Consider the following 26,569-nt stretch of genomic DNA (forward strand, 5'->3'; position numbering starts at 1 on the left):
TCACAGATGGGGGGCGCGAGCGGGATTACCTGAGCCCGGCGGGGAAAGATAGATGACGTGAATCCGAAGCGGATCCTTGTGGTGGGTGCCGGGCACGTCGGTCTCTACGCGGCCCTGCGCCTGTCAAAGAAGCTCAGCTCCCGTGAGGCTGAGGTCATCGTCGTGGACCCCCAGCCCCACATGACCTACCAGCCGTTCCTGCCCGAGGCCGCGGCGGGGAACATCTCCCCCCGGCACTCCGTGGTGCCGCTGCGCCGGGAGCTGCGCCGGTGCAAGGTGGTGGCGGGAACGGTCACGCGGGTCGAGCACGACCGCAAGGTGGCCACCGTGCAGCCGATCGTCGGCCCGGCCCGGGAGATCGCGTACGACCACGTGATCGTCGCGCCGGGTTCGGTGTCCCGGACGCTGCCGATTCCGGGCCTGCACGAACAGGGCATCGGGTTCAAGACCATCGGTGAGGCGATCTACCTCCGCAACCACGTGTTGGACCGGCTGGACGTCGCGGCCGTGACCCCGGATGCGGAGGTGCGCCGCTCGGCGCTGACCTTCACGTTCGTCGGTGGCGGTTACGCGGGCATCGAGGCGCTCGCCGAGATGGAGGACATGGCCCGGGATGCCCTGCGCTACTACCCGGAGCTGAAGCCGGAGGACATGCGCTGGGTGCTCGTCGAGGCCACCCAGCGGGTGCTGCCCGAGGTCGACCGGGACATGGGCGCCTACACGGTGCAGCAGCTCATGAAGCGCAACATGGACATCCGGCTGGACACCCGCCTGGAGTCCTGCGTCGACGGGGTGGTCAAGCTCTCCGACGGGGACAGCTTCCGGTCCGACACGATCGTCTGGACGGCCGGCGTGAAGCCGTCGCCGATGCTTGACGCGACGGACTTCCCGCGTGACGAGCGCCGGCGGGTCACCTGCATTCCCACCCTCCAGGTGGTCGACGGTGACCGGGTCATCGAGGGCGCGTGGAGCGCGGGTGACTGCGCCGCCGTGCCGGACCTGACCAAGGAACCGGGCAACTTCTGCTCGCCGAGCGCGCAGCACGCGGTGCGTCAGGCGGCGCGGATGGCCGACAACATCGTCGCGGTGATCCGCGGCCGCGAGCCGGTCAACTACAAGCACAAGCACGCCGGCAGCGTCGCCAGCCTCGGCCTGCACAAGGGCGTCGCCCAGGTGTACGGCATCAAGATGACCGGCTGGCCGGCCTGGTTCATGCACCGGACGTACCACATGAGCCGGATCCCCTCGTTCAACCGCAAGGTCCGGGTGGTGGTGGACTGGTCGCTGGCGTTCTTCCTCAAGCGTGAGGTCGTCGCCTTGGGCCAGCTGCACGACCCGCGCGAGGAGTTCGTCGAGGCATCCCAGCCGGTGGGCGCGCCGCCCGTCTGAGCAAACTGGACGAAAGGGCCCCTCCTGCTCAGGAGGGGCCCTTTCGCGATACTCGGCGTCAGACCCGCCAGATCCAGGCGTCGGCGATGCGGGTGGCCGGGCCGTACAACTGCTCCAGGGTCGCCCGCAGGCTGTCGGCGTGCGGCGCGTCGTCGGCCAGCGCCACGCAGGACGCGCCCCAGAAGTCGACGTCCCGGGCGGCCTGCCGGCGCTGCTCGTCGCCGATGGCCGGCTGGTCGCCGCGGCGGGCGACGTCGGCCAGCAAAGCCGAGGTGGGCTGCTTGAAGGTGCCCATGGCGGCGGTGCCACCGCGCCCGTACGGGCCGATGAAGAACCCCTCGGGCAGGCCGAACCCGGCGTCGGCGGCGGCTGCCCAGCGCATCGGCCACGGTTCCTTGGGGGTGGGCAGTGGCACCGGGACCAGCACCCCGCCCGGGCGGACGCACTGCCGCCAGTGCCCGCCGGTGATGAACTCCGGCACGGCGGGCCGCTCGGCGGTCGGCAGTGGGGTCGGGAAGATCGGCAGCAGGGCTGCGATGACGGCGAGCGGCACCAGCCGCCGCGCCCGGCCGGTGCCGCGCAGTGCCCGGTCGACGGCCACGACGAGCACCGTCGCCACGATCGGGAGCAGCGCCAGGCCGAACCGCATCGGCAGCGCGCCGTCCACCACCGGCAACCCGGCCAGCAGGGCGTACGGGCCGGGCAGCGCGGTGCGGGTGCCGCCGAGCACCACCTCCGGGCCGAGGGAGAGCGCGCCCATCACCAGCGCCGCCACCACGCAGGCGAGCACCAGCCGGCGCCGGCCGGCCCAGACCGCGCAGGCGGCGGTGACCAGCAGCAGCGGCCAGCCGAGGAAGGTGTTGTATTCGGCGGGGCCGGTGGTCAGCCGGGACGCCTCGTCGCTGCCGGCGACCGACAACGGGGAGACCGCCCACCAGCTGCTGAGGTCGGCCGAGAAGTAGGCCGGGCTGAACATCCCGTCGGCGACGCCCTGCGGCCCGGCGAACTGGAACCACAGTGGGTAGCCGAGCACCAGCAGCGCCAGGCCGGCGGCGATCGCCAGCCCGCCGGCGAATCCGGGCAGAGCGCGCCGGGCGAGGTCCCGGTCCGCGACGGTGTAGCTGATCGCCATCACCAGCAGTGTGACGGCGCAGAGGAAGAGGACCTCCTCGCCGATGAAGACCTGCGCGGTGACGGCCGCGGCCAGCCCGGCAGCGGAGCTGATCATCCGTCGTCGGTCCGGGCCGACCGATCGGGCGCGGCCCGTCGCGTCGGGTGTCGTGGGGCCGGGGTCGGACGCGCGGAGCAGCCGGAGCACCAGCCAGACGATCACCGGCACCAGCCACTGCGCCGTCATGTGCAGGTGGCTGTTGGACTGCGAGATCATGCCCGGGCCGAAGCCGCACAACCCGCCGCCGAGCGCGGCGGCGAGGCGGTGGGCGCGCAGCGTCCGGTGGAACAGCAGGTACCAGGCGAGGGCGGTGCCGGCCAGGTTGGCGGCGGCGAGCAGCGCGAAGGTGGTGGGCGCGCCGAGCAGGAGGGTGATCGGCGCGCAGACGACGCCGAGCGCGATGACAGTGGTGTTGGCCATCAGGTTGACGCCGTCCGGGGCGTTGAGCCGGTCGGTGAGCAGGTGGAAGTCGCCGAGCAGCGCCCTCGCGTCGACCGCCAGGAACCATTCGTAGAGCGTCTGGTCCTCGGGGTTGAGCGCCAACGTCCGCCCACCCGGGTCGGGCCACAGGCCGTGGGTCAGCCAGCCGGCGAGCGCCACCCAGACCACCGCGATCAGCAGATCCGCCCGGTGGCGGCGGACGGCGGCCAGCAGCCGGACGGCCCGGGGTCGGCGGCTGACCTGATCGTCGAGACGGAAGACCTGGTCAGGGGCGGCGTCGGGGGCCGTTGGGGCTGCGCTGCTCACGGCATCGACCCTAATGTGGCCAGCCCGGCGGGGTACGCCGGGTCGCCGCGGACCGGCTACGGTGACACTGCACCGTGCGTGTCGGCGCGCGGGTGCCACCCGCCCGGGTGGTGGAACGGCAGACACGGCCGCCTTAAAAGCGGCTGCCGAAAGGCGTGCGGGTTCGACCCCCGCCCCGGGCACCCAGCCGCCACGGCGTCCGCGTTCCCATCGTGATCACCAGGAGTGGGCCGGGCAGTTTACTCTTGGGGTGCACGTTCACGTGCAAACGACCCCCTGAGGGAGGCCAGACAGTGAAGACCTCGAACCCGGTGCTCGCCCGGCTCGGCCAGGCGGCCGAGCGGGAGCGCTCCGCCGGGTACGCACCGGCCGGGCCGTACGGACAGCCCGGCATTCCGCAGCAGTACCCGTCCCAGGCCGGCTACCCGGCCGCACCGCCCGCCGTGGCACCGATGACCGTCGACGACGTGGTCGTCAAGACGGTCGCGCTGTTCGGCATCCTCGGCATCACCGCCGCGGCAGCCTGGGTGCTCGTGCCCGACGCGCTGGTCGGCACCGCCTGGATCGGCGCGGCGGTCGTCGGCCTGGTGCTCGGCCTGATCATTTCGTTCTCCCGGATGGCCAACCCGGCGCTCGTCATCGCGTACGCGGTCGTCGAAGGTGTCTTCGTCGGCATGGTCAGCAAGGCGTTCGAGTCCGCCTACGACGGCATCGTGCTCCAGGCCGCCGTGGCCAGCTTCGGCATCTTCTTCGTGATGACGATGATCTACAAGGCGAAGATCATCCGGGCCACCCCGGTCTTCGTCAAGGTCATGACTTCGGTGATCATCGGCCTTGCCGCGGTCATGCTGATCAACCTGGTGCTGGCGCTGTTCGGCATCAACACGGGTCTGCGTGACGGCAGCCCGCTCGCCATCGGCTTCAGCCTCGTCTGCATCGTGGTCGCGTCGCTGAGCTTCGTGCTCAGCTTCAAGGAGATCGAGGACGGCGTCCGGATGGGCCTGCCCCAGCGCTACTCCTGGGTGGCCGCGTTCGGCATCCTGGTCAGCCTGGTCTGGCTCTACATCGAGATCCTGCGCCTGCTGAGCTACTTCCAGGGCGACGACTGATCTCGTCCGTCCCGCTGACCGGCGCCCGCTCCCGCTCTCGCGGGGGCGGGCGCCGTCGTCCGCGCCGTTTCGCCGCCGCCGCCGGGCCGTCCGGGGCAGAGTGACTGCGAGGGGTACGCGGGCGAAGGAGGCGACGGTGCGCAGCAACAACCCGGTGCTCAACCGGCTGGACGAGACCGGCCGGTTGGAGTCCCGGGTGGTCAGCTCCCGCGACGTCGAGCCGATGACCGTCGACGACGTGGTGGTGCGTACCGTCGGATTGCTCCTGCTCACCGGCGCGGCCGCCGCGGTGTCCTGGGCGGTGGTGCCCGACGCGGTGTGGTTGGGGGCGGCCCTGGCCGGCAGCGCCCTGGCCTCGATCGTGCTGGTCCTGGTCATCTCGCTGCGGGGGATCACCAACCCGGTGCCGATCATCGGCTATGCGGTGCTCCAGGGGCTGCTGCTGGGGGTCGCCAGCCGGACCTTCCAGCAGGTCTACCCCGGGATCGTGGTGCAGGCGGTGGCCGGCACCTTCGGCGTCTTCCTCGGCATGGCGGCGCTGTACCGGGCCCGGGTGATCCGCGCGACGCCCCGGCTGGCCCGCCTGGTGATCGGCACGCTGCTCGGTATCGCCGTGCTCAGCGTGGTCAACCTGGTGTCGTACCTGATCTCCGGACGGCCGGGGCTGGCGGTCTACAGCGTCAGCGGGGAGGTCGGCTGGTTGCCGTACGCCTTCTCGGTCGTGGCGATCATCGCCGGTGCGTTCAGCTTCATCCTCGACTTCGACCTCGTCGAGCGCTCGGTGCGCGACGGCCGACCCCGCCGGTACGCGTGGCTGAGCGCGTTCGGCCTGCTCACCGGCCTGGTCTTCCTCTACTGGCAGCTGCTACGGCTGCTCAGCTACCTGCGCCGCTGAGTGGCCCGGAATGTCGGGGTCGGCGCCGGCCGTAGACTCGGCGGCGATGAGCGCAGCGGAGTTGGAGCGGGCCGTGCAGTTGCTGGTCCGCCAGGTCGGGCACTGGGAGCAGCCGCGCTGGGCGGCGGCCGCGACCACCGGCAACGTGCCCCGCGCCGACCTGATGCACCGGTTGGTGCAGGAGATCGCCAATCTGGCCGCCGACGCCGAGGGACAGCCCCGCCGGACCGTGCCCCGGCTGGACAACGACCTGGCCCTACCCGACCAGTTGCGGGTGGTGACGGCTGACCTGCTGGCCGCCGGGGCCGACGCCGAGGCGCTGGCGCGGGCCGCCGCCGAGGTGACGGCGACCCGCGGCGCGCTCTGACGTCGGGTCAGCTCAGGCGTTCGAGCACCATGGCCATGCCCTGGCCGCCGCCGACGCACATGGTCTCCAGACCGATGGTCTTGTCGTGCCACTCCAGCGCGTTGAGCAGGGTGCCGGTGATCCGGGCGCCGGTCATGCCGAACGGGTGGCCGACCGCGATCGCGCCGCCCATGACGTTCAGCTTCTCCTCCGGGATGCCCAACTGCCGGTAGGAGGGGATCACCTGGGCGGCGAACGCCTCGTTGATCTCGACCAGGTCGACGTCGTCGATGGTCATGCCGGCCCGGCGCAGCGCCTGCCGGGACGCCTCGACCGGTCCGAGACCCATGATCTCCGGCGACAGCGCGGTCACGCCGGTGGAGACGATCCGGGCCAGCGGGGTCAGGCCCAGCTCCTCGGCCCGCTGGGCGCTCATCACGACGACGGCGGCGGCGCCGTCGTTGAGCGGGCAGCAGTTGCCCGCGGTGATCCGCCCGTCCGGACGGAACACCGGCTTCAGGCCGGCCACCGCATCCAGGGTGACGCCTGCGCGGGGGCCGTCGTCGGTGCTCACCACGGTGCCGTCCGGCGTGGTGACCGGGGTGATCTCCCGGGCCCAGAAGCCGTCGGCGATGGCCTTCTCGGCGAGGTTCTGACTGCGCACACCGAACTCGTCCATGTCGGCGCGGGTCACGTCGTACACCTGGGCGAGGTTCTCCGCGGTCTGCCCCATGGTCAGGTAGATGTCCGGCAGCTCACCGGCCTCGCGCGGGTCGGTCCAGACCTCGGCGCCGCCCTGCGCGCGGCGCTTCGAGCGCTCAGCGGCCGCCGCGAAGCGCGGGTTCTCCCAGCCGCCGCCGACGAGGGCCTGCGCCTCGGGAGGCAGCCCGTCGGAGCTGCCGCGGGCGTAGCGGGAGACCATTTCGACACCGGCGGAGACGAACACGTCGCCCTCGCCGGCGCGGATCGCGTGCAGCGCCATCCGGGTGGTCTGCAGCGAGGAGGCGCAGTAGCGGGTCAGCGTGGCGCCGGGAACGGTGTCCAGACCGAGCAGGGTGGCCACCACGCGGGCCATGTTGAAGCCCTGCTCACCGCCGGGCAGGCCGCACCCGAGGTAGATGTCGTCGATGGTGGTCGGGTCGAGTTCGGGGATCTTGTCCAGCGCGGCCTGGACGATGGTCGCGGCGAGGTCGTCGGAGCGGACATCGCGCAGGGACCCCTTGTGCGCCCGGCCGATGGGGGAGCGGGCGGTAGCGACGATGACGGCGTCGCGGGACGACTCAATCGGCATGAGCCAACGTTAACCCGCCGGTAACATGGCACGGAAGAAGCAGGCGCGGCGGGAAATGTCACCCCGGCCGGGCGTGCTCTAGCGCCGGGAGGCGACCGCCGCCGCGGCCGCGACGGCCGGCAGCAGGGCGTGCGCCCACACCCGGTAGCCGTCGGCGGACGGGTGGAAGCCGTCGTGGCAGAGCGTCCCCGCGTCGGCCCGGAAGACCGGCCCGGTCTCGGTGGCCAGGTCGACCACCGCACCGCCCGCCTCCAACACCGCGGTGGTCTGCGCGCGGGCCATCCGCCGCCCGGACCAGCCGACCAGCTGACGCAGCGGCGGCGCGATGGCGCGTACGGCGCCGAGGTCGGGGCAGGTGCCCACCACCACCTCGACGCGCGCCTCCCGCAGCCGGTGCACCGCCGCCCCGAGATAGGCGGACGCGTCGGCGGGCCGGCGCAGCCCGGTGGCGTCGTTCGCGCCGATCAGGATCAGCGCCACGTCGGGCCGCTCGCCGAGCAGGGCCCGGGCGACCTGGGTGGCCAGGTCCGTCGAGCGGGACCCGGAGACGCCGACGCTGGACAGGTGCACCCGGCGGCCGGTCGGGCCCTCGGCGAGCAGGTTGGCCAACTGTCCGCCGATGGTGTCCTCGAGGCGGTCGACGCCCACGCCCAACGCCGACGAGTCACCGAGCAGCACCAGCCGCAGCGGCGCGGCGTCGGCCCGGCCGATCGTCGCCCGCAACGCCAGCCCAAGCTCCGGCTCGGCGTAGCGCCGGTGCCGGGCGACGAACGCCTCACCGGCCAGGACGGCGGCGCCGCCCACCGTGCCGGCGAGCAGCGACAGCGCCGCCGCCCGACCCAGGCGGCCGGGAAGACCGGCGGTCACGCCCCGCTCGCTGCGCTCGTTCATGCCAGTCCCTCCACTGTCGAGGTGTCCGTCGCGGAGCCGGACTGCGGCACCGTGTTGACACCGAAGAACGCCCGGCGACGCAGCTGCGCCCACCGGCCGGCCGGTCCTCGGTCGCGGCCCCGGACCTGGGTGCCGCTGACCTCGGTGCCGGCGTGCCGGGCCGCCTCCTGCGCGGCCTTTGGCAGCGACCGTACGCCCTCGCCCCGCGCCAGTGTGGCCCGTCGCTCCGGCCCGGAGCCGAGCGCCGAGAGCATCGTCGGCAGCAGAGCGGCGGCGGCCATCGCGTACCCCTCGGCGGAGGGGTGGAACCGGTCCCAGGCGAACATTCGGTGCGGTTCGGCGGCGAACCGTGGGCCGAGCAGGTCGCCGAGGGACACCGTCGAGCCGCCCGCCTCGACCACCGCCACCGTCTGGGCGGCGGCGAGCTGGCGACTCCACCGGTGCGCCAGCCAGCGCAGCGGTGGCTGGATCGGCCGGATCGCGCCGAGGTCGGGGCAGGTGCCAACGACCACCTCGCAACCGGCGTCGCGCAGCGCGTGGACCGCCTCGACCAGGTAGCGCACCGCCAGGCCGCGCGGCGTGCGGTTGGTGATGTCGTTGCCGCCGATCAGGATCACCGCGATGTCCGGCGCGCACTCCAACGCCGCCTCCACCTGGTGCCGGAGCGCTGCGGAGATGGCGCCGACCACCGCGAAACGGCGCACCAGGACCGGCCGGTGCAAACGCCGGGACAGCCCGGTGGCGAGCAGCGCCCCCGGTGTCTCCCGGCGGCGGTGCACCCCGTAGCCGGCCGCCGACGAGTCACCGAGCACGACCATGGTGAGCGGGGGGCCGGGGAACTTCGCGCCGTACATCCCGTCGCAGCGCGGCGGCGGGGCCTCGGCCATCGGGATGGTGCGCCGGGCCTGGCGGGCCTGGCCGAGCAGCACCCCGCCGGTCGCCATCGCGGCCGCCGCGGTCGCGCCCGTCCCGATAGCCGCCAGCCGGGCGATCCGCCAGGCCTGCCGCCAGCGCGGACCAACGGGTACGACAGAACCAGCGACCCCCATATGCCGACATTATCGCGCCGGCCCGACACGCCGCTGTCGTCGTCCCGGCTCGGGAGTGCCTGGAAACCGACGAGACGGGGTACCTGTCCGGTGGAGGCCGGCCGACTTGCGCCGACCCGCCACGCTGATCCGGCGGAGAGGAGCGCGACGATGGGGAAGACACTGAAGCGCAGCGCGGCGTTCACGGCCCTGGCGCGGGCACTGGCGGCGGGGGCGCGCGGCGGGCCCTCGCTGGGCAGCCGACTGGCGGCGCTGCCCCGGATGATCCGGGCCACGACCCGGGGGGAGTACGACGGTGGCCTCCGGCTGGCCCTGATGACGGCGGCCACGGCGTACATCGTCTCGCCCATCGACCTGCTGCCGGAGATCCCACTGGCGATCTTCGGGCTGGCCGACGACGCGGTGATGATCACCTGGCTGGCCGGCAGCGTGCTCGCCGAGACCGACCGTTTCCTCGAATGGGAGGCCCGACGCAGCTCGGTCATCCCCGGGGGGCTGGTGCCCTGACGGCACGTACGCTGGTCGGCGAGGATACGTCTGCCCGGCCGCCGTCGCCGGCGCCGCAACGAAGGGCACACCGTGCAGTACTACGACAACGTCGTCGACATGATCGGCAACACCCCGCTGGTCCGCCTGCGCAACGTCACCGAGGGCATCCAGGCCACCGTGCTCGCCAAGGTCGAGTACGTCAACCCGGGCGGCTCGGTCAAGGACCGGATCGCGCTGCGCATGGTCGAGGACGCCGAGGCGGCGGGCCTGCTGCGGCCCGGCGGCACGATCGTCGAGCCGACCAGCGGCAACACCGGCGTCGGGCTCGCCCTGGTGGCCCAGCTCAAGGGCTACAAGTGCGTCTTCGTCTGCCCGGACAAGGTCAGTCAGGACAAGCAGGACGTGCTGCGGGCGTACGGCGCCGAGGTGGTGGTCTGCCCGACCGCCGTCGCGCCGGAGGACCCGCGCTCGTACTACAACGTCTCCGACCGGCTGACCCGCGAGATTCCCGGCGCGTGGAAGCCCGACCAGTACAGCAACCCGGCGAACCCGCGCTCGCACTACGAGACGACCGGCCCGGAGCTGTGGAAGCAGACCGAGGGCCGGCTCACGCACTTCGTGGCGGGCGTCGGCACCGGCGGGACGATCTCCGGCATCGGGCAGTATCTGAAGGAGGCGTCCGAGGGGCGGGTGCGGGTCATCGGGGCCGACCCGGAGGGCTCGGTCTACTCCGGCGGCACCGGCCGGCCGTACCTGGTGGAGGGCGTCGGCGAGGACTTCTGGCCGGAGACGTACGACCGGGGTGTGGCCGACGAGATCGTCGAGGTCTCCGACAAGGCGTCCTTCGAGATGACCCGGCGGCTGGCCCGCGAGGAGGGCCTGCTGGTCGGGGGCTCCTGCGGGATGGCCGTGGTCGCCGCGTTGGAGGTGGCCCGCAAGGCCGGCCCGGACGACGTCGTGGTGGTGCTGCTGCCCGACGGCGGTCGCGGCTACCTCTCCAAGATCTTCAACGACTCGTGGATGGCCCGGTACGGCTTCCTGGACAACTCCGGCCACGAGCCGACGGTGGCCGACGCGCTGGCCAGCAAGCCGGGCGGCCTGCCCGAGCTGGTGCACGTGCACCCGACCGAGACGGTCCGGGACGCGATCGACTACATGCGTGAGTACGGCGTCTCGCAGCTGCCGGTGCTCAAGGCCGAGCCGCCGGTGGTGACCGGTGAGGTCGCCGGCTCGATCGCCGAGCGGGATCTGCTCGACGCGCTGTTCACCGGTCAGGCCCACCTGCACGACACCATCGAGCGGCACATGGGCGACCCGTTGCCGATGATCGGTGGCGGCCAGCCGGTGAGCGAGGCCGTCGGCCTGCTGGAGAAGTCCGACGCCGCGCTGGTCCTGGTCGACGGCAAGCCCAAGGGCGTCCTGACCCGCCAGGACCTCCTGGCTCACCTCGGCGCCCACTAGTTCTCGCCCCCGCCTGTCCGCATGCTCGCCTCCGGGGCGGCACGGGCACCTCTGCCGGTCCTTTGCTCTGCTTCACTCCACGCAACACCGAGTGTCCGATTACCGGACACTCGGTGTTGCGTATGTTGAAGCAGAGCAAAGGCCGTGAGGCAGGGCGGGGCGGGGTGGACGCCGCACGAACCGCACGTGGGCGAGCGCCCCACGAAACGCACGATCGTCGGGCAGCAGGGCGTCAGAGGGGGCGGGTGTAGCGGAGCTGGGGCGCGGGGGCGGTGCCCATGTGTTCCTCGCGTTCCGCTCCCGTCGGGGTCCAGCCGCCGCGCTCGTAGAAGGCGCGGGCGTGGGCGTTGTCGCGGAGCACCCAGAGCACCGCCCGCTGCCAGCCCCGCGCCCGCATGGCGTCCAAAGCGTCCACCATCAACGCGCGGCCGGTGCCCCGCCCCTGCTCGGCCGGGTCCAGGTGGATCGCGTTGAGCAGTCCGGTCGCCGGGTCGTCCTCGTCGTCCGGGCCCACGTAGCTGAAGCCGACCAGCACGCCGACGCGTTCCGCCACGGTCAGCCGGTGGTTGTCGCGCTCCCAGGCCCACCGCTCGGTCCAGTACCGTCCCATCGCCTCCCCGGTCGGCTCGGCCAGCGCCTCCGCCGGCAGGAACGACGAGTAAGCGGCCACCCGGGAGCGTTGGTGCAGGGCGCCGATCCCCATCAGGTCGTCGTCGGTGGCGGGGCGGAGCGTGACGGTCATCCGGCCGAGGCTACCCGGCGCGGCGGGACCTGCACGGTGGTCAGATCCTCGGCGATGACCAGGTCGCCGTCGAAATGCCCGCGGGCCTCGTCGAAGAACCGGCGGGGGTCGGGGTAACGCTGCGAGAAGTGCGTGAGCACCAGCGTGCGTACCCCCGATTCGGTCGCCACCCGCGCGGCCTGCGCCGCGGTCAGGTGGCCGACCTCGGCGGCGAGCGCGGCCTCCGACTCCAGGAAGGTCGACTCGATGACCAGCAGGTCGGCGTGCTCGGCCAGGGCGTACACCCCGTCGCACAGGCCGGTGTCCATCACGAAGGCGAACCGCTGCCCCGGCCGGGGCACGCTCACCTCGTCGCGGGTGACGCGACGACCGTCGAGGTCCAGGTGCCCGTCGCGGATCAGCGCGCCGACGGCCGGACCGGCGATGCCGTACGCGGCCAGCTTCTCCGGCAGCATCCGGCAGCCGTCCGGCTCGACCAGCCGATAGCCGTACGTCTCGATCGGGTGCCGCAGCCGGCGGGCCTCCAGCGTGCCGCAGCTCAGGGCGATCCGTTGACCGTCGGTCTCGATCGGGGTGACCGCCAGCTCGGCGGTCTCGTAGAAGGAGGTGGCGTGCCGCAGTCGGGCGAAGTACTCGGCGCCGCCCGCCGGGAAGTGCACGGCGACCGGATGCGACACCCGGTCCAGCGAGAGTCGCTGGATGGTGCCGGGCAGGCCGAGGCAGTGGTCGCCGTGGAAGTGCGTGACGCAGATCCGGGTCAGGTCGGTCGCGGTGACCGTGGTGTGCAGGAGCTGCCGCTGGCTGCCCTCGCCCGGGTCGAAGAGGATCACCTCGTCGTCCCAGCGCAGCACGTACCCGTTGTGGTTGCGCTGCCGGGTGGGGGCCTGGCTGGCCGTCCCGAGAATCACCAGCTCGCGCATCGACACGCTGATCTCCCACAGATATGGAGCGACCCCCGGGGCGCTCCGCGCTGTCGCGCGGGCCGGCTGGACTTGGCCGGCACCCCGGGGGTCGGGTGGCTGTCGTGGATTCGCCGCACCGCTGCCACACGGTCTCGACGGTCGTACTGGTTGCCCGCCTCGCGGCGGACGGATCACTGTCGAGGACAGCGGCTAGCTGACAGCCACCTCACGAGTCCGATTGCTATACAAGTCTGGACCACCTCCTTTCACGTGTACGGCCACGTTATCGAGTTCTCGCCGGGCGCGGCAACGGATTTCGATCACAGGGCCAGACGGGAATGCCCGGCCACCTCGTCGGCGGCCGGGCATCGCGCTCAAGCAGGTGGGTCAGCCAGCGGTACGCGCCACGCCGACCGGGCAGCTCAGCCCGTTCGGGCCGTGGTTGCAGTACCCGTTCGGGTTCTTGGTCGGGGCGAGGTACTGCTGGTGGTAGTCCTCGGCGAAGTAGTAGCTGCCGAGCGGGGCGATCTCGGTGGTGATCTCACCCTTGCCGGCCCGGCTCACGATCGGCTGGAAGGCGTCCCGGGACGACTCCGCGATGGCCCGCTGCTCGTCATTGGTCGTGTAGATCGCCGACCGGTACTGGGTGCCCACGTCGTTGCCCTGGCGCATGCCCTGGGTCGGGTCGTGGTTCTCCCAGAAGACCTTCAGCAGGTCCTCATACGTGATCTTGCTGGGGTCGTACACCACCTGGACGACCTCGGCGTGCCCGGTCCGGCCGGAGCACGTCTCCTCGTACGTCGGGTTCTTGGTGATGCCGCCCGCGTAGCCGGCGGAGGTGGTGTAGACGCCGGGCAGCGTCCAGAACAGCCGCTCGGCACCCCAGAAACAGCCCATGCCGAAGACGGCGACCTGGAGACCCTCCGGGAACGGGCCCTTCAGCGGGGTGCCCAGCACCTCGTGGCGGTCGGCGACCGGCATGGCGATCGGCCGGCCCGGCAGGGCCTGCTCGGGCGAAATCATCTCGGCGTTCATACGGCGCAGGAACACGGTGGGACTCCTCTCGTACCTCTCCCAGCGTGTAACACCGGTGGGTCTTTCTTCCTTACCCGTGCCACTGTGACTCAGGCCCCGCCACCCAGGCCGGCGGCGATCCGGTCGGCGTAGGTCTGTGCGTCGGTGTCGTCGGCGTACCGGGTGCGCGGCCAGAAGAAACCCCGCAGCCCGTCGCCCTTGGTTCGCGGCACCACGTGGGTGTGCAGGTGCGGGACGGACTGGGACACCTTGTTGTTCACCGCCACGAACGTCCCACCCGCCCCCAGAGCGGCCTCCACCGCCACCGCCAGCCGCTGGACCAGCGCGAAGTAGCCGGGCAGCAGGTCGGCCGGAAGCTCGGCCAGGGTCACCAGGTGCGCCCGGGGCACCACCAGCACGTGCCCCTTGAACACCGGCCGGGTGTCCAGAAATGCCACCCCGTCCGGCTCGTCGGCGACCCGGAACGCCGGCACGTCACCCGACACGATCCCGCAGAACACGCACCCGCTCATCGCCCCAGGCTATGTCGCCGGCTGACCGGCCCGCCGCCCCCTGGCCGGCACGTGGGGGCCGGGCCGGACAGGCCCGTCCCCACCCGGAGCGCGGGTTCCGTTCCAGCCCGCCGGACGGGGGCACTAGCCTCACCAGAATGAGTCACGGCTTCGAGACGCTCGCCATTCACGCCGGTCAGGACCCTGAGGCCCGCACCGGCGCGGTGATCCCGCCGATCTACCAGACCAGCACGTACGCCCAGGACGCCGTCGGCGCGCCCCGGCTCGGCTACGAGTACAGCCGCTCCGGCAACCCGACCCGCGACGCCCTCCAGGAGTGCCTGGCCGCGCTGGAGGGCGGGCCGGTGGGCCTCGCCTTCGCCAGCGGCCTGGCCGCGGAGGACACCCTGCTGCGGGCCGTCTGCCAGCCGGGCGACCACGTGATCATCCCGGACGACGCGTACGGCGGCACCTACCGGCTCTTCGCCCGGGTGGCCCAGCGCTGGGGCCTGGAGTTCACCCCCGCCAAGGTCTCCGACGCGGCCGCGGTCCGGGCCGCCGTGCAGCACGGTCGGACGAAGATCGTCTGGGTGGAGACGCCGACGAACCCGCTGCTCGGCATCGCCGACATCGCCGCCCTGGCCGCCGTGGCGCACGACGCGGGCGCGCTGCTGGTTGTCGACAACACCTTCGCCTCGCCGTACCTCCAGCAGCCGATCGCCTTCGGCGCGGACGTGGTGGTGCACTCCACCACCAAGTACATCGGTGGGCACTCCGACGTGGTCGGTGGCGCGCTCGTCGTCGCCGACGCCGGGCTCGGCGAGGAGCTGCGCTACCACCAGAACGCGATGGGCGCGATCAACGGCCCGTTCGACGCCTGGCTCACACTGCGCGGCATCAAGACCCTCGGGGTACGCATGGACCGGCACTGCGACAACGCCGAGCGGCTCGCCGCGTACCTGGACGGGCACGCCCAGGTGGCCGAGGTGATCTACCCCGGGCTGCCCTCGCACCCTGGTCACGAGGTGGCCGCGAAGCAGATGCGTCGGTTCGGCGGCATGATCTCGTTCCGCGCCTCCGGCGGTGAGGACCACGCCGTCCAGATCTGCAACCGCACGAAGCTCTTCGTGCTCGCCGAGTCGCTCGGCGGCGTGGAATCCCTGATCGAGCACCCGGGCCGGATGACACACGCAAGTGCTGCCGGCTCGCCGCTTGAAGTTCCCGGCGATCTCGTGCGACTGTCTGTCGGCATCGAGACGGTCGACGACCTGCTCGCCGATCTGGAGCAGGCGCTGGGCTGACCGCTGGGGAGGATGGCCGTGCAGGACATCATGTCGACCTGGGTCGGGGCGACCGCCAAGCAGATCGCCCGGGGCGTACGCAGGGGTGACGTCTCGGCCACCCAGGTCGTCGCCGACCACCTGGAGTACATCGCCTCGGCCGACCGCGAGCTGGCGGCTTTCCGCGCCGTTCGCGGCGGCGAGGCGATCACCGAGGCCGAGAAGGTCGACGAGCAGGAGGACCTGGCCAACCTCCCCCTGGCCGGGGTGCCGGTGGCGGTCAAGGAGAACACCCCGGTCGCCGGCCTGCCCACCTGGAACGGGTCGGCAGCCGTGCGGACCGACGTCGCGGAGGCCGACCACGAGGTGGTGCGTCGGCTGCGCGGCGCGGGCGCGGTGATTCTCGGAGTCACCCGGATGCCGGAGCTGGGGCTGTGGGCACTCACCGACGACGACAGCGCGGTGACCCGCAACCCGTGGGACAACACGCGTACCCCCGGTGGCTCTTCGGGCGGCGCCGCCGCCGCGGTCGCCGCCGGTCTGGTGCCGATCGCGCACGGCAACGACGGGCTCGGCTCGATCCGGATCCCGGCGGCCTGCTGCGGCCTGGTCGGTCTCAAGCCCGGCCGGGGCGTGGTGCCCTGCCAGCTCGGCGCGGACGACTGGTTCGGTCTCACCGAGCACGGCATGTTGACCAGCACCGTCGCGGACGCTGCGGTCGGCTTCTCGGTGCTCGCCGGCCGGCGAGCGGAGAAGCTGGTCCCGCCGCAGCGGCTGCGGGTGGGTGTGTCACTGCGCTCCCCGGTGCGCGGCGTCTCCCCGGACGCGCCCAACCGGGACGCGGTGGCCACCGCCGGCCGGCTGCTCGCCGCCGCCGGGCACGACACCGTACCCGCCGATCCGGTCTACCCCACGGCCCTGGGCCTGCAGGGCATCGCCACCTGGTTCGCCGCGGCCGCCACCGACGTCCGGGCCGCCGGGCTGGACCGACGCGGCCTGCAGCGCCGCACCCGGCGGCACGTCGCGCTGGGCGAGTGGGCGCAGCGTCGCGGTTACGTCCGGGAGGCCGACCGGGCCGCCTGGCGGCAGCGGTCGGTCGACTTCTTCACCGACCACTCGGTCGACCTGCTGCTCACCCCCGCGCTGGCCAGCGCGCCGCCGGAGGCCGGGCGCTGGTCCGAGCGGTCCTGGCGGGCGAACATGTCGGCCAACATCCGGTACGCCCCGTACGCCGCACCGTGGAACATCGCCGGCCTGCCGGCGATCGTGGTGCCGGTGGGCCGCCGGCCCGACGGCCTGCCGGTCGCCGTGCAGATCGTCGGCCCGCCCGGCTCGGAACTGCTGCTGCTCGGCGTGGCCGGTCAGTTCGAGATGGCCGCCCCGTGGTCGCGTCACGCCCCCGGTTATCCCCTCGTCGGAACGGGGTCGCCGGCCGCCGCATGATCGTCTACCGTGTGCGCGCAACGTCGCGCGGACCCGGGGGACACCAATGCGCTGCCAGACCTGCGGGGACCCCACGTCCCCCGAGCACAACGACTGCCAGCGCTGCTACACGCCGCTGGGCCAGCCCGCCGTCACGCCGGGTCTGCCGACCTACCGCGTACGCGGGATCGGCCTGGCGGCGAACATCGCCGTCGGCGCGACCGCCCTGCTCTACCTGGTGGTGGCGCTGTCTCCGCTGATCGGGATGGCGATGGCCCGGCAGGCCAGGGCCAACGACGACGTGGACCTGCTGCTCGGCGCGGCGATCGTCGGAGGGCTGCTGTCGCTGCCCATGGTGGTGGCGCACCTCACCGCTGCCGTACTGGTGATCATCTGGACGTGGCGGGCGCGGAAGAACACCGACGCCTTCCCCGGCGCCCTGCCAACGCTGGGGGCCGGCTGGGCGATCGCCGGCTGGCTGGTGCCCTTCGCGAACTTCGTGGTGCCGGCCCGGGTGGTGGCGGGCGTGGCGCGGGACAGCCTCTGGCGGCGGTTCACCCCGACCCTCGTGGTCGTCTGGTGGTGCGCCTGGCTGGTGTTCAGCGTCGGCGATCGGGTGCGCAGCCGCGTGGACGAGCAGGCGTACAACCGGCTGCCGGAGACCCCGTTCACCGACGCCGGCTACCAGGCGTACGTCGACTACTACCGGGACTCCCTGCTCCGCAACACGCTGCCCGCGCTGGGCTGCGCAATCGCCGCGGTGACGCTGATCCTGCTGATCCACCGGATCTCCGCCGCGCAGGAGGCCCGGATCGCCCGCGCCGCCCCGGTGTGGCCGACCGCCCCGGTCTGGCCGGGGGCGCCGGTGTGGCCGGCGGCGCCGGTGTGGCCCGCGTCCGCTCCGCCCTCGGCCGGTCCGGCTCCGACGATGGCGACCCCGGCGGCCCCTGCCCCGCCAGAGGCTCCTGCCGCGGCCCCGGCGGGTCCTGCCGCGGCCCCGGCGGCCCCCGCGGGCCCTGCCGCACCGGAGGCCGCGCCGACACCGTGATCCACTCGGGATCGCTGATGTGGCGGTGTCCGGGCGCGGTTGATACCGCGACATCGGGGATGTCGAGTGGATCAACCCGGTGTCGCCGCAGGGGACGCCGGGGCCGGATGGCACGATCGGGGGCATGACGGAACTGGTCGGCCTCGACGACGTACGGGCTGCGCGGAAACTGCTCGCCGACGTCGTCCGGACCACCCCGCTGGAGCCCTGCCGGCCACTGAGCGCGGCACTGGGCGGACCGACCTGGCTCAAGTGCGAGAACGTGCAGCGCGCCGGCTCGTACAAGGTGCGCGGCGCGTACGTGCGGATCTCCCGGCTGTCGGCGGCCGAGCGCGAACGCGGCGTGGTCGCGGCGAGCGCCGGTAACCACGCCCAGGGAGTGGCTCTCGCCGCCGGGCTGGTCGGCACGCACGCGACGGTCTTCATGCCGGTCAACGCGCCGCTGCCGAAGGTCGCCGCCACCAAGGGGTACGGCGCGCAGGTCGAGCTGGCCGGCAACACGGTCGACGAGTCGCTGGTGGCGGCGCAGACGTACGCCGAGCGCACCGGCGCGGTGCTCATCCACCCGTTCGACCACCGGGACGTGATCGCCGGGCAGGGCACGGTGGCGTTGGAGATCCTCGAACAGTGCCCGGACGTGCGGACGATCATCACCGGGGTGGGCGGCGGTGGCCTGATCTCGGGCATGGCGGTGGCCGCCAAGGCACTGCGGCCGGACGTCCGCATCATCGGCGTGCAGGCGGCCGGCGCGGCGGCCTTCCCGCCCTCCCTGGTGGCCGGGGAACCGGTCCGGCTGCCCGCCTTCGCCACCATCGCGGACGGCATCGCGGTCGGGCGACCGGGGGAGATCACGTTCAACCATGTCCGCAAGCTCGTCGACGAGATCGTCACGGTGACCGAGGAGGACATCTCCCGGGCCCTGCTGATGCTGTTGGAGCGGGGCAAGCAGGTCGTCGAGCCGGCCGGGGCGGTCGGCGTGGCCGCGCTCCTGGCCGGCGTGGTGGAGGTGGAGACGCCCGTGGTCGCGGTGCTCTCCGGCGGCAACATCGACCCCCTGCTGATGATGCGGGTGATCGAGCACGGGCTGGCCGCCGCGGGTCGCTACCTGCGGGTGACCGTGCGCTGCTCGGACCGGCCGGGGCAACTCGCGTCGCTGCTCAGCCAGATCGCCGAGCACCGGGCCAACGTGGTGGACGTGGAACACCAGCGGGCCAATCCGCACCTGGGCCTCGGGGAGGTGGAGGTGGCGCTGTCGGTGGAGACCCGTGGTGTGGAGCACTCCGACACGCTGATCAGCGCCTTGCGGGCCAGTGGTTACCAGGTGGTCTTCGCCGCCGAGGCGTGACACGGGTGGGTGTCACGCCTCGGCGGCGGCACACGTCAGACGGCGCTCAGGTGCCCTGTGCCCTGAAAAGCCGCTCGGCGACCGCGGCGCAGAGCCGCGTGACGCTCAGCCGGAGAACGGCTCGAAACTGACCACGGTCACCTTGATGTCGGCGCCACTCGGGGCCGTGTAGGTGCAGGTCTGCCCGGAGCGGCCACCCAGGATCGCCTTACCGAGCGCCGACTCGGGGCTGTAGACGGTGAGGTCGGTGGTGGCGGCGATCTCCCGTGAGCCGAGCAGGAAGGTCTCGGTGTCGTCGGCGTCGTCGTCGAAGTAGATCGTCACGACCATGCCGGGCGACACCGCGTCGGCCGTCGGGGCCTCGCCGACCTTGGCGGTGCGCAGCAGTTCCTGCAGGTAGCGGATGCGACCCTCGGCCTTGCCCTGCTCCTCGCGGGCGGCGTGGTAGCCGCCGTTCTCGCGCAGGTCGCCCTCCTCGCGCCGAGCGTTGATCTCGGCTGCGATCGCCGGCCGGTTGGCGATGTGCTCGTCGAGCTCGGCCTGGAGGCGGTCGTACGCGTCCTGGGACAGCCAGGTGGCGGGCGCCTCGTTGCCAGTGGACACAGGCGTTCTCCTCAGTTGTGCGTGGCTGGCTGACAGGTGAACTACCAAGTTACCAGTGCGGTACGACACAGCGTGGCGGCGATCACCGCCGGTGTCCGCCTCCAGCACTCGCGGTCGACGCGCCGCGACGGGTTGCCCGCAGGCGTTGCGGAGTGACGTCTGCGCAGCTCAGGCAGGAGGCCGGCAGCGCAGCACCTCGCCGATGAACGGTCGGGCGGAGGTGCTCAGACGGTGCCGGGTGGTGACGTGCCGGTCGCCGGGTGCGGCGCTCACCGTGACCTCTTCGCGGGCCACCTCGACGCCGGCGCGGTCCCGGGCGCGCAGCACACAGACCGCCGAGCCGCCCGACGGCACGGTCACCCGGAAGTCGACGACCACCTGGCTGTCCGTGATGTCGGTGTACGTGATCACCTGAGCGTCGTAGACCGGGTCGCCGTACTGCCGGTAGAGCCGTAGCGAGATCAGGCTCAGCACCGTCACCAGCACCAGGAGGACCAGCGCGGCCAGCAGCGTACGGCGGCGGCCCCCGCCGGGCGCCCGGCGGCGACCGTAGCGGCCGGCGGGGAAAACCGGCGTGCCCGGTGAAATTGTGGCGTGCGTCTCGGTCACCGGCGGGTATCTCCTGGCGTTGTTGTCGGCGGCATCGGCAAGAATGGCAGAAGTCCATCCTCCCAGCCCGGCCAAACGGCAGGAATGGCAGGTCGGGCCCCGCGGTGCCGACCGGCAGCGGGGCGAGGAGGGTCCCGGCAGGTCAGCCGGTCGAGCCCGGTCGGGTCCACCGGCCGGCACAGACGAGGAGCGCCGAAGTTGGCAGAGCAGCTGCGTCTCATGGCCGTCCACGCGCACCCGGACGACGAGTCGAGCAAGGGTGCGGCGACGATGGCGAAGTACGTCGCCCAGGGGGTGGACGTGCTGGTGGTGACGTGCACCGGTGGTGAGCGCGGCAGCGTGCTCAACCCCAAGCTCGACCGGCCCGACGTCTGGGCCAACATCGCGGAGATCCGGCGCGCCGAGATGGACGCCGCGCGGGCGATCCTCGGCGTCGACCAGGCCTGGCTCGGGTTCGTCGACTCCGGCCTGCCCGAGGGTGACCCGCTGCCGCCGCTGCCCGAGGGCTGCTTCGCGCTCCAGGACGTCGAGGTGGCGGCCGGCCCGCTGGTGCGCCTGATGCGTGAGTTCCGTCCGCACGTGGTGACCACGTACGACGAGGAGGGTGGCTACCCGCACCCCGACCACATCATGTGCCACAAGGTGAGCGTGGCCGCGTTCGAGGCCGCCGGGGACCCGGAGCGCTACCCGGAGCTGGGTGCCCCCTGGCAGCCGCTGAAGCTCTACTACGACATCGGTTTCTCCAAGGCCAGGATCATGGCCCTGCACGAGGCCATGCTCGCCACCGGCGCCGAGTCGCCGTACGAGGATTGGCTCAAGCGCTGGGACGAGCGTCCGGACAAGGGCCCCCGCATCACCACCCGGGTGGACTGCGCCGAATACTTCCCCGTCCGGGACGACGCGCTGCGCGCCCACGCCACCCAGGTCGACCCGGACGGCTTCTGGTTCCACGTGCCCATGGAGCTGCAGCAGCGTGCCTGGCCGACGGAGGATTTCGAGCTGGCGCGCACCGTGGTGGACAGCCCGCTGCCCGAGTCCGACCTCTTCGCCGGAGTGCGGGAGACGGCGCACGCGGGTTGATTCCGGCCGGGGCTACCCTGGTAGGCAGTCGCACAACGGAGGAACGCCATGCTGACCGCTGCCCAGGTGCTCGCGGAGAACAACTTCGGTGACACCCGCACGGGTGGTCTGGCCGGACCGATGGGCCTCTTCCTCATCCTGCTGCTGTCCGCCGCGACCATCCTGCTGATCCGTAACATGAACGCCCGGCTGCGGCGTCTGCCCGACCGGTTTCCCCAGCAGGGGCGGCCGACCGATGCGACCAGGGCCGACGCTTCAGTCGTCGATCCGACAGACGGGACCAGCGCGCATGATTCATCCACGCGCGCTCCCAATGGGCACCAGCAGCAGCGGAACGGGTAGTCCGCGCATGATTCACGCCGAACCGGGTGGTGGACCCCTGTTGCGACCACCCGGTTTGGCTTAGCCTTCCGCCGGGGGGACCAAAAGTCCCCGAGCCGTGCGCGGAAGGGGGCGCCGATGACCGTCACAGCACCGGCCGCCCGCCGTACCGTCGGTCGGTCGGCTGACGGGGGAGGTCGATGACCTCCGGCACGGGCGGCGACCCGTTCGACCGTCTCGGGGTGCACGGCATGCCAGCCCGGCTGCTCGTGCTGACGGCTGCGGTGACGGTGACGGCTCTGGCCGCCGCCGTGGTCGGTCTGACCCTTCCGGCCGGGCTGCCGTCCGATGATCCTCTTGGTGCTCCGGCCCGCTTCGGCATCGCCGTCGCCGTCCTCGCCGTGGCCCAGCTCGCCCGGCTTCGCTTCCGCACCTCCGCCGGCATGGTCAGCATCACCTGGGGCGAGGCCGCCCTGATCGTCTGCCTCTACCTCGCGCCGGCCGGCTGGCTGCCGTCGGCCACCCTGCTCGGCACCGGGCTGGCCTGGACGGCGCTGTCGCTGCACAGCGACCGTCGCCCGCCGCTGGAGATCGTCCGGATCGCCGCGTCGCTGACTGCCGCGTCGGCGCTGGCCGTGACCGTGACCACCGCCCTGGGGCATCCGCTGCTCGCCTCGCCGACGCCGATGCTGGCGCTGGCCGTGATCGCCGGTTCGGTGACCTACCTCCTGGTGACCGCGTGGCTCGGTGGCGTGACGCTGGGTCTGCGGCACGGGCTGCCCATCGGGCCGCCGCTGCTCGCCGCGCTGCGCGGCAAGCTGCTGATGTTCGTGGGCAACGTGGCGGTCGGCCTGGTCGTGGTCGCGCTGCTGGAACTGGATCCGCGCTGGTTGCTGCTGCTCCCGCCATTGCTCTGGCTGCTGCAACAGACCTACCGCTACCGGCTGCGCGCGGACCAGGAACGCCGGACGTGGCGTGCCTTCGCCGAGGCCACCGCGGCCCTCAACCAGCTCGACGAGCGGGGCGTGGCCAGCGCGGCGGTGACCGGCGCGCTGGCGCTGTTCAACGCCGAGTTGGTCGACGTCGACGTGGCCCGGGCCGACGGCAGGTGGCGTCGCTACCGGGGAGACGCCGGCGGTCAGCTGCTCGACCGGGAGGTGAGCCCTCCGGACCGGTCGGAGCCCGACGAGTACGAGTTGGTCCGTCCCCTGTCGGTGGGCACCGCGCCGGTCGGCCAGCTACGGGTCCGGTTCCCGCGCTCCGCTCCACCCGCGACCCGGGAACGGGACGCGGTGGCGGCCTTCGGCGACGCGCTCGCCGCCGCCCTGCACGACGCCGCGACCCATCGCGAGCTGCGGCTGGTCACCGCCCGATCGTCGTACGAGGCGGTGCACGACCCGCTCACCGGGCTGGCGAACCGTACGGCGATGCTCGGCAAGGGCGACCAGTCGCTGCGGCAGCTCGCCCACGACCACCCGGTTGCGCTGCTGCTGCTGGACATCAACCAGTTCAAGGAAGTCAACGACACCCTCGGGCACGCGGCCGGCGACCAGTTGCTGCGGCTGACCGCCAACCGGCTCAGCGCGCTGGCCCGCCCCGGTGACCTGCTCGGCCGGCTCGGCGGCGACGAGTTCGCGCTGCTGCTCACCTCGGTCCCCGTGCTCGGCGACCGGGCCGCGCCGATGGCGCACGCTCTGCGGCAGGCTCGCGAGATCGCCGAGCGGCTGGCCGCACCGACCGAGGTGGCCGGGGTGCGGATGTCCATCGAGGTCTCCGTCGGGGTGGTGGTCGCCGACGCCGGCACCGCCGACCTGACCGAGCTGCTGCGCCGCGCGGACATCGCGATGTACCAGGCCAAGGAGGGCGGCGGCAGCGTCGCCGCGTACGACAGCACCCGGGACGCGGCCAGCACCGACCAGTTGGCACTGCTGGCCGAGCTGCGCGAGGCGCTGAAGGTCGACGACCAGTTGGTGCTGGCGTTGCAGCCGGCGGTCGACCTGGCCACCGGCGCGCCCACCGGGGTGGAGGCGCTGATCCGCTGGCAGCACCCCCGCCGTGGCTGGCTGAACCCGGCCGACTTCATCCGCCCGGTGGAAAACAGCGAGCAGCTCGGCACCTTCACCCGCTACGTGCTGGACAAGGCGCTCGGCGTCGCCGCCGGTTGGGCCCGCGAGGGGCTGGACGTCCCGATCTCGGTCAACCTCTCCGCGCGCAGTCTGCTCGACCCGCGCCTGCCGGCGGAGATCGCCGACGCGCTGCGCCGACATCAGGTGCCGCCGCACCGGCTGGTCCTGGAGATCACCGAGACGGTGGTGATGAGCGAGCTGGAGATCATCGACGAGGTGCTCGCCACGCTCCGGTCGATGGGTGTGCAGCTCGCGGTGGACGACTTCGGCACCGGCTTCTCCTCGTTGACCTTCCTCACCCGGATCGCCGTGGACGAGTTGAAGGTGGACCGCTCGTTCGTGATCCGGATGACCGACTCGCCGGAGGCCGCGGCGATCGTCCGGACCACCGTCGGGCTCGCCCACGAGCTGGGGCTGCGGGTGGTCGCCGAAGGCGTGGAGACGGCCGAGCAGCGGCTGGCCCTGGCCGAGCTGGGCTGCACGTCGGCGCAGGGCTACCACTTCTTCAAGCCGATGCCGGCGGACAAGATCGGCGCGGTGCTCGGGTCGCTGCGCGACTCGGCCGAGTCGAACGTCTTCCGGCTACGCGCCGACGGCGCCTCCTGACCGCCCGGCGCGTCCCGGCCGGGGTGGTTATGGTCGTCGGGTGAACCGACTCGCCGACGCCACCAGCCCGTACCTGCTCCAGCACGCCGACAACCCGGTCGACTGGTGGCCCTGGTGCGACGAGGCATTCGCCGAGGCGAAGCGACGGGACGTCCCGGTGCTCATCTCGGTCGGCTACGCGGCCTGCCACTGGTGCCACGTCATGGCGCACGAGTCGTTCGAGAACGAACAGGTCGGCGCCCTGCTGAACGACAACTTCGTGTCGATCAAGGTGGACCGTGAGGAGCGCCCCGACGTCGACGCCGTCTACATGACCGCCACCCAGGCGATGACCGGGCAGGGCGGCTGGCCGATGACGGTCTTCGCCACCTCGGACGGCACCCCGTTCTTCTGCGGCACCTACTTCCCGCGCGCCAACTTCACCCGCCTGCTCCAGTCGGTCACCACCGCCTGGAAGGACCAGCGGGACGAGGTGCTGCGCCAGGGTGCCGCCGTGGTCGAGGCGATCGGCGGCGCACAGGCCGTGGGTGGCCCCACCGCCCCGCTGGACGCCCCGCTGCTCGATGCCGCGGCCGCCAACCTCGCGAGTGAGTACGACGCGACGAACGGCGGTTTCGGGGGCGCCCCGAAGTTTCCGCCGCACATGAACCTGCTCTTCCTGCTGCGCCACCACCAGCGCACCGGCGACCCGCGCAGCCTGGAGATCGTCCGGCACACCGCCGAGGCGATGGCCCGGGGCGGCATCTACGACCAGCTGGCCGGCGGCTTCGCCCGCTACTCGGTGGACGCGCACTGGACGGTGCCGCACTTCGAAAAGATGCTCTACGACAACGCGCTGCTGCTGCGCGTCTACACGCAGCTCTGGCGGCTGACCGGCGACCCGCTGGCCCGTCGGGTCGCCCGGGACACGGCCCGGTTTCTCGCCGACGAGCTGCACCGGCCGGGGGAGGGGTTCGCGTCCGCGCTGGACGCCGACACCGAGGGCGTCGAGGGGCTCACCTACGCCTGGACGCCGGCGCAGCTCGTCGAGGCGCTCGGCGACGAGGACGGCCGGTGGGCCGCCGACCTGTTCACGGTGACCGAGGCTGGCACGTTCGAGCACGGCATGAGCGTGCTCCGGCTCGCCCGGGACGTCGACGACGTCGCGCCCGAGATCCGGGCCCGCTGGCAGCGGGTGGTCGGGCAGTTGCTCGCGGCCCGCGACACCCGGCCCCAGCCGTCCCGCGACGACAAGGTGGTGGCCGCCTGGAACGGGCTGGCGATCACCGCGATCGCCGAGTTCCTCCAGGTCGCCGCGCTGTACGCGTCGCCGCAGGACGAGGACGCCAACCTGATGGAGGGCGTCACCATCGTCGCCGACGGCGCGATGCGTGACGCCGCCGAGCACCTGGCCACCGTGCACCTGGTCGGCGGCCGGCTGCGCCGGGTCTCGCGCGACGGCAGGGTCGGCGAGCCGGCCGGGGTGCTGGAGGACTACGGCTGCGTGGCCGAGGCGTTCTGCGCGCTGCACCAGCTCACCGGCGAGGGTCGCTGGCTCAGCCTGGCCGGTCAACTGCTGGACACCGCGCTGGAGCACTTCGCCGCGCCCGGGGGCGCGTACTACGACACGGCCGACGACGCGGAGCGGCTGGTCGCCCGGCCGGCCGACCCGACCGACAACGCCACCCCGTCGGGTCGGTCGGCGCTGATCGCCGGCCTCGTGTCGTACGCCGCGCTGACCGGGGAGACGCACTATCGGGAGGCCGCCGAGACCGCGCTCGCCACCGTGGCGCCGATCGTCGGGCGACACGCCCGGTTCGCCGGGTACGCGGCCATGGTCGGCGAGGCGCTGCTCTCCGGGCCGTACGAGATCGCTGTGGCGACCGACGACCCGGCCGGCGATCCGCTGGTGGCCGCGGCTCGGCGGCACGCCCCGCCCGGAGCGGTGGTGGTCGCCGGTCGCCCGGACCAGCCCGGGGTGCCGCTGCTCGCCGACCGGCCGCTGGTCGACGGACGGTCCGCCGCGTACGTCTGCCGGGGTTTCGTCTGCCAGCGACCGGTCACCTCGGTCGAGGACCTGGTCGCCGAGCTGGGTTGAGTTGTAGCGCCCGGTAGTTGCCGGCGCCGCGCACCGGGCGGTCG

The 26,569-nt window shown here is 72.6% G+C and carries 23 protein-coding genes, 1 tRNA gene and 1 pseudogene; 15 read left to right on the forward strand and 10 right to left on the reverse strand.

Annotated features, from left to right (window positions below):
• Window positions 1-57: 57 nt before the first annotated feature.
• Window positions 58-1,389 carry an NAD(P)/FAD-dependent oxidoreductase gene (locus ABZT87_RS01320; protein WP_355132853.1) on the forward strand — a complete coding sequence of 444 codons (1,332 nt, stop codon included), beginning with the start codon at window positions 58-60 and terminating at the stop codon, window positions 1,387-1,389.
• Between the two features lie 58 nt (window positions 1,390-1,447).
• Here the strand turns inward: ABZT87_RS01320 and ABZT87_RS01325 are convergent, their stop codons facing one another.
• Window positions 1,448-3,307 carry a hypothetical protein gene (locus ABZT87_RS01325; RefSeq protein ID WP_355132855.1) on the reverse strand — a complete coding sequence of 620 codons (1,860 nt, stop codon included), beginning with the start codon at window positions 3,305-3,307 and terminating at the stop codon, window positions 1,448-1,450.
• 101 nt (window positions 3,308-3,408) lie between these two features.
• On the opposite strand from ABZT87_RS01325, the gene ABZT87_RS01330 reads away from it, so the two are divergent.
• The 4 genes from ABZT87_RS01330 to ABZT87_RS01345 all read left to right on the forward strand — a co-directional run bounded on the left by ABZT87_RS01330 (window position 3,409) and on the right by ABZT87_RS01345 (window position 5,678).
• Window positions 3,409-3,489 (forward strand) — tRNA-Leu (locus tag ABZT87_RS01330).
• 111 nt (window positions 3,490-3,600) lie between these two features.
• Window positions 3,601-4,416: a Bax inhibitor-1/YccA family protein gene (locus ABZT87_RS01335; protein ID WP_354854173.1), complete on the forward strand. Its 816-nt coding sequence runs from the start codon at window positions 3,601-3,603 to the stop codon at window positions 4,414-4,416.
• A 136-nt stretch (window positions 4,417-4,552) separates the two neighbouring features.
• Window positions 4,553-5,311, forward strand: coding sequence for a Bax inhibitor-1/YccA family protein (locus ABZT87_RS01340; protein WP_355132857.1), 759 nt, complete (start codon window positions 4,553-4,555; stop codon window positions 5,309-5,311).
• 46 nt (window positions 5,312-5,357) lie between these two features.
• Window positions 5,358-5,678 (forward strand): hypothetical protein, encoded by a 321-nt coding sequence (locus ABZT87_RS01345; protein WP_354854177.1) that lies wholly within the window; start codon window positions 5,358-5,360, stop codon window positions 5,676-5,678.
• 7 nt (window positions 5,679-5,685) lie between these two features.
• Here the strand turns inward: ABZT87_RS01345 and ABZT87_RS01350 are convergent, their stop codons facing one another.
• The 3 genes and pseudogenes from ABZT87_RS01350 to ABZT87_RS01360 all read right to left on the reverse strand — a co-directional run.
• Entirely contained in the window at window positions 5,686-6,948 is a 1,263-nt protein-coding gene (locus ABZT87_RS01350) for an acetyl-CoA C-acetyltransferase (protein WP_354854179.1), read from the reverse strand.
• Between the two features lie 78 nt (window positions 6,949-7,026).
• Window positions 7,027-7,839 (reverse strand): SGNH/GDSL hydrolase family protein, encoded by an 813-nt coding sequence (locus tag ABZT87_RS01355; RefSeq protein WP_355133668.1) that lies wholly within the window; start codon window positions 7,837-7,839, stop codon window positions 7,027-7,029.
• Window positions 7,816-8,888 (reverse strand): annotated as a pseudogene (locus ABZT87_RS01360) (SGNH/GDSL hydrolase family protein); the annotation flags it as partial. The pseudogene ABZT87_RS01360 and the gene ABZT87_RS01355, both read right to left, overlap by 24 nt.
• 150 nt (window positions 8,889-9,038) lie before the next feature.
• Between ABZT87_RS01360 and ABZT87_RS01365 the strand changes: the two are divergent.
• Window positions 9,039-9,395, forward strand: coding sequence for a YkvA family protein (locus tag ABZT87_RS01365; protein WP_354854181.1), 357 nt, complete (start codon window positions 9,039-9,041; stop codon window positions 9,393-9,395).
• 72 nt (window positions 9,396-9,467) lie between these two features.
• Window positions 9,468-10,838, forward strand: a complete 1,371-nt coding sequence (locus tag ABZT87_RS01370; protein ID WP_355062980.1) for a cystathionine beta-synthase — start codon at window positions 9,468-9,470, stop codon at window positions 10,836-10,838.
• Between the two features lie 232 nt (window positions 10,839-11,070).
• On the opposite strand, the gene ABZT87_RS01375 is transcribed toward ABZT87_RS01370, so the two are convergent.
• The 4 genes from ABZT87_RS01375 to ABZT87_RS01390 form a co-directional block, all read right to left on the reverse strand.
• Window positions 11,071-11,580: a GNAT family N-acetyltransferase gene (locus ABZT87_RS01375; protein ID WP_355132859.1), complete on the reverse strand. Its 510-nt coding sequence runs from the start codon at window positions 11,578-11,580 to the stop codon at window positions 11,071-11,073.
• On the reverse strand, window positions 11,577-12,506 hold the full coding sequence (locus ABZT87_RS01380; RefSeq protein WP_355132861.1) for a ribonuclease Z: 930 nt from the start codon (window positions 12,504-12,506) through the stop codon (window positions 11,577-11,579). Before ABZT87_RS01380 ends, ABZT87_RS01375 begins: the two co-directional genes overlap by 4 nt.
• Window positions 12,507-12,869: 363 nt before the next feature.
• Entirely contained in the window at window positions 12,870-13,532 is a 663-nt protein-coding gene (gene msrA, locus ABZT87_RS01385) for a peptide-methionine (S)-S-oxide reductase MsrA (RefSeq protein ID WP_354854188.1), read from the reverse strand.
• Window positions 13,533-13,606: 74 nt separating this feature from the next.
• A complete protein-coding gene (locus ABZT87_RS01390; protein WP_355132863.1) occupies window positions 13,607-14,029 on the reverse strand; it encodes an HIT family protein in 423 nt (140 codons plus the stop codon).
• Window positions 14,030-14,166: 137 nt separating this feature from the next.
• Between ABZT87_RS01390 and ABZT87_RS01395 the strand changes: the two genes are divergently transcribed.
• From ABZT87_RS01395 to ilvA, 4 genes are all read left to right on the forward strand, one after another.
• The gene (locus tag ABZT87_RS01395) at window positions 14,167-15,309 is read left to right on the forward strand and encodes a cystathionine gamma-synthase (protein ID WP_355132865.1); all 1,143 of its coding nucleotides are present in this window, start codon (window positions 14,167-14,169) and stop codon (window positions 15,307-15,309) included.
• A 12-nt stretch (window positions 15,310-15,321) separates the two neighbouring features.
• The gene (locus tag ABZT87_RS01400) at window positions 15,322-16,731 is read left to right on the forward strand and encodes an amidase (RefSeq protein ID WP_355062990.1); all 1,410 of its coding nucleotides are present in this window, start codon (window positions 15,322-15,324) and stop codon (window positions 16,729-16,731) included.
• 46 nt (window positions 16,732-16,777) lie between these two features.
• Complete coding sequence (locus ABZT87_RS01405; protein WP_355132867.1) at window positions 16,778-17,758, forward strand: DUF4328 domain-containing protein; 981 nt, start codon at window positions 16,778-16,780, stop codon at window positions 17,756-17,758.
• Window positions 17,759-17,882: 124 nt separating this feature from the next.
• The gene (gene ilvA, locus ABZT87_RS01410) at window positions 17,883-19,103 is read left to right on the forward strand and encodes a threonine ammonia-lyase (protein ID WP_354854197.1); all 1,221 of its coding nucleotides are present in this window, start codon (window positions 17,883-17,885) and stop codon (window positions 19,101-19,103) included.
• Window positions 19,104-19,208: 105 nt separating this feature from the next.
• Here the strand turns inward: ilvA and greA are convergent, their stop codons facing one another.
• Both greA and ABZT87_RS01420 read right to left on the reverse strand, forming a co-directional pair.
• Window positions 19,209-19,706 carry a transcription elongation factor GreA gene (gene greA / locus ABZT87_RS01415; protein WP_354854199.1) on the reverse strand — a complete coding sequence of 166 codons (498 nt, stop codon included), beginning with the start codon at window positions 19,704-19,706 and terminating at the stop codon, window positions 19,209-19,211.
• Window positions 19,707-19,874: 168 nt separating this feature from the next.
• The gene (locus tag ABZT87_RS01420) at window positions 19,875-20,315 is read right to left on the reverse strand and encodes a DUF4307 domain-containing protein (protein WP_355132869.1); all 441 of its coding nucleotides are present in this window, start codon (window positions 20,313-20,315) and stop codon (window positions 19,875-19,877) included.
• Window positions 20,316-20,513: 198 nt separating this feature from the next.
• Here ABZT87_RS01420 and mca point away from each other — a divergent pair, with 198 nt between their 5' ends.
• The 4 genes from mca (at window position 20,514) to ABZT87_RS01440 (ending at window position 26,525) form a co-directional block, all read left to right on the forward strand.
• Window positions 20,514-21,395, forward strand: coding sequence for a mycothiol conjugate amidase Mca (mca, locus tag ABZT87_RS01425; protein WP_354854202.1), 882 nt, complete (start codon window positions 20,514-20,516; stop codon window positions 21,393-21,395).
• 48 nt (window positions 21,396-21,443) lie between these two features.
• Entirely contained in the window at window positions 21,444-21,737 is a 294-nt protein-coding gene (locus ABZT87_RS01430) for a hypothetical protein (RefSeq protein WP_354854204.1), read from the forward strand.
• A 230-nt stretch (window positions 21,738-21,967) separates the two neighbouring features.
• Window positions 21,968-24,448, forward strand: a complete 2,481-nt coding sequence (locus ABZT87_RS01435) for a bifunctional diguanylate cyclase/phosphodiesterase (RefSeq protein WP_354854309.1) — start codon at window positions 21,968-21,970, stop codon at window positions 24,446-24,448.
• A 40-nt stretch (window positions 24,449-24,488) separates the two neighbouring features.
• Window positions 24,489-26,525 (forward strand): thioredoxin domain-containing protein, encoded by a 2,037-nt coding sequence (locus ABZT87_RS01440; protein WP_355132871.1) that lies wholly within the window; start codon window positions 24,489-24,491, stop codon window positions 26,523-26,525.
• Window positions 26,526-26,569: the final 44 nt, after the last annotated feature.

This window comes from Micromonospora sp. NPDC005237 (assembly GCF_040607775.1).
In the GTDB taxonomy this organism is placed as follows: domain Bacteria; phylum Actinomycetota; class Actinomycetes; order Mycobacteriales; family Micromonosporaceae; genus Micromonospora.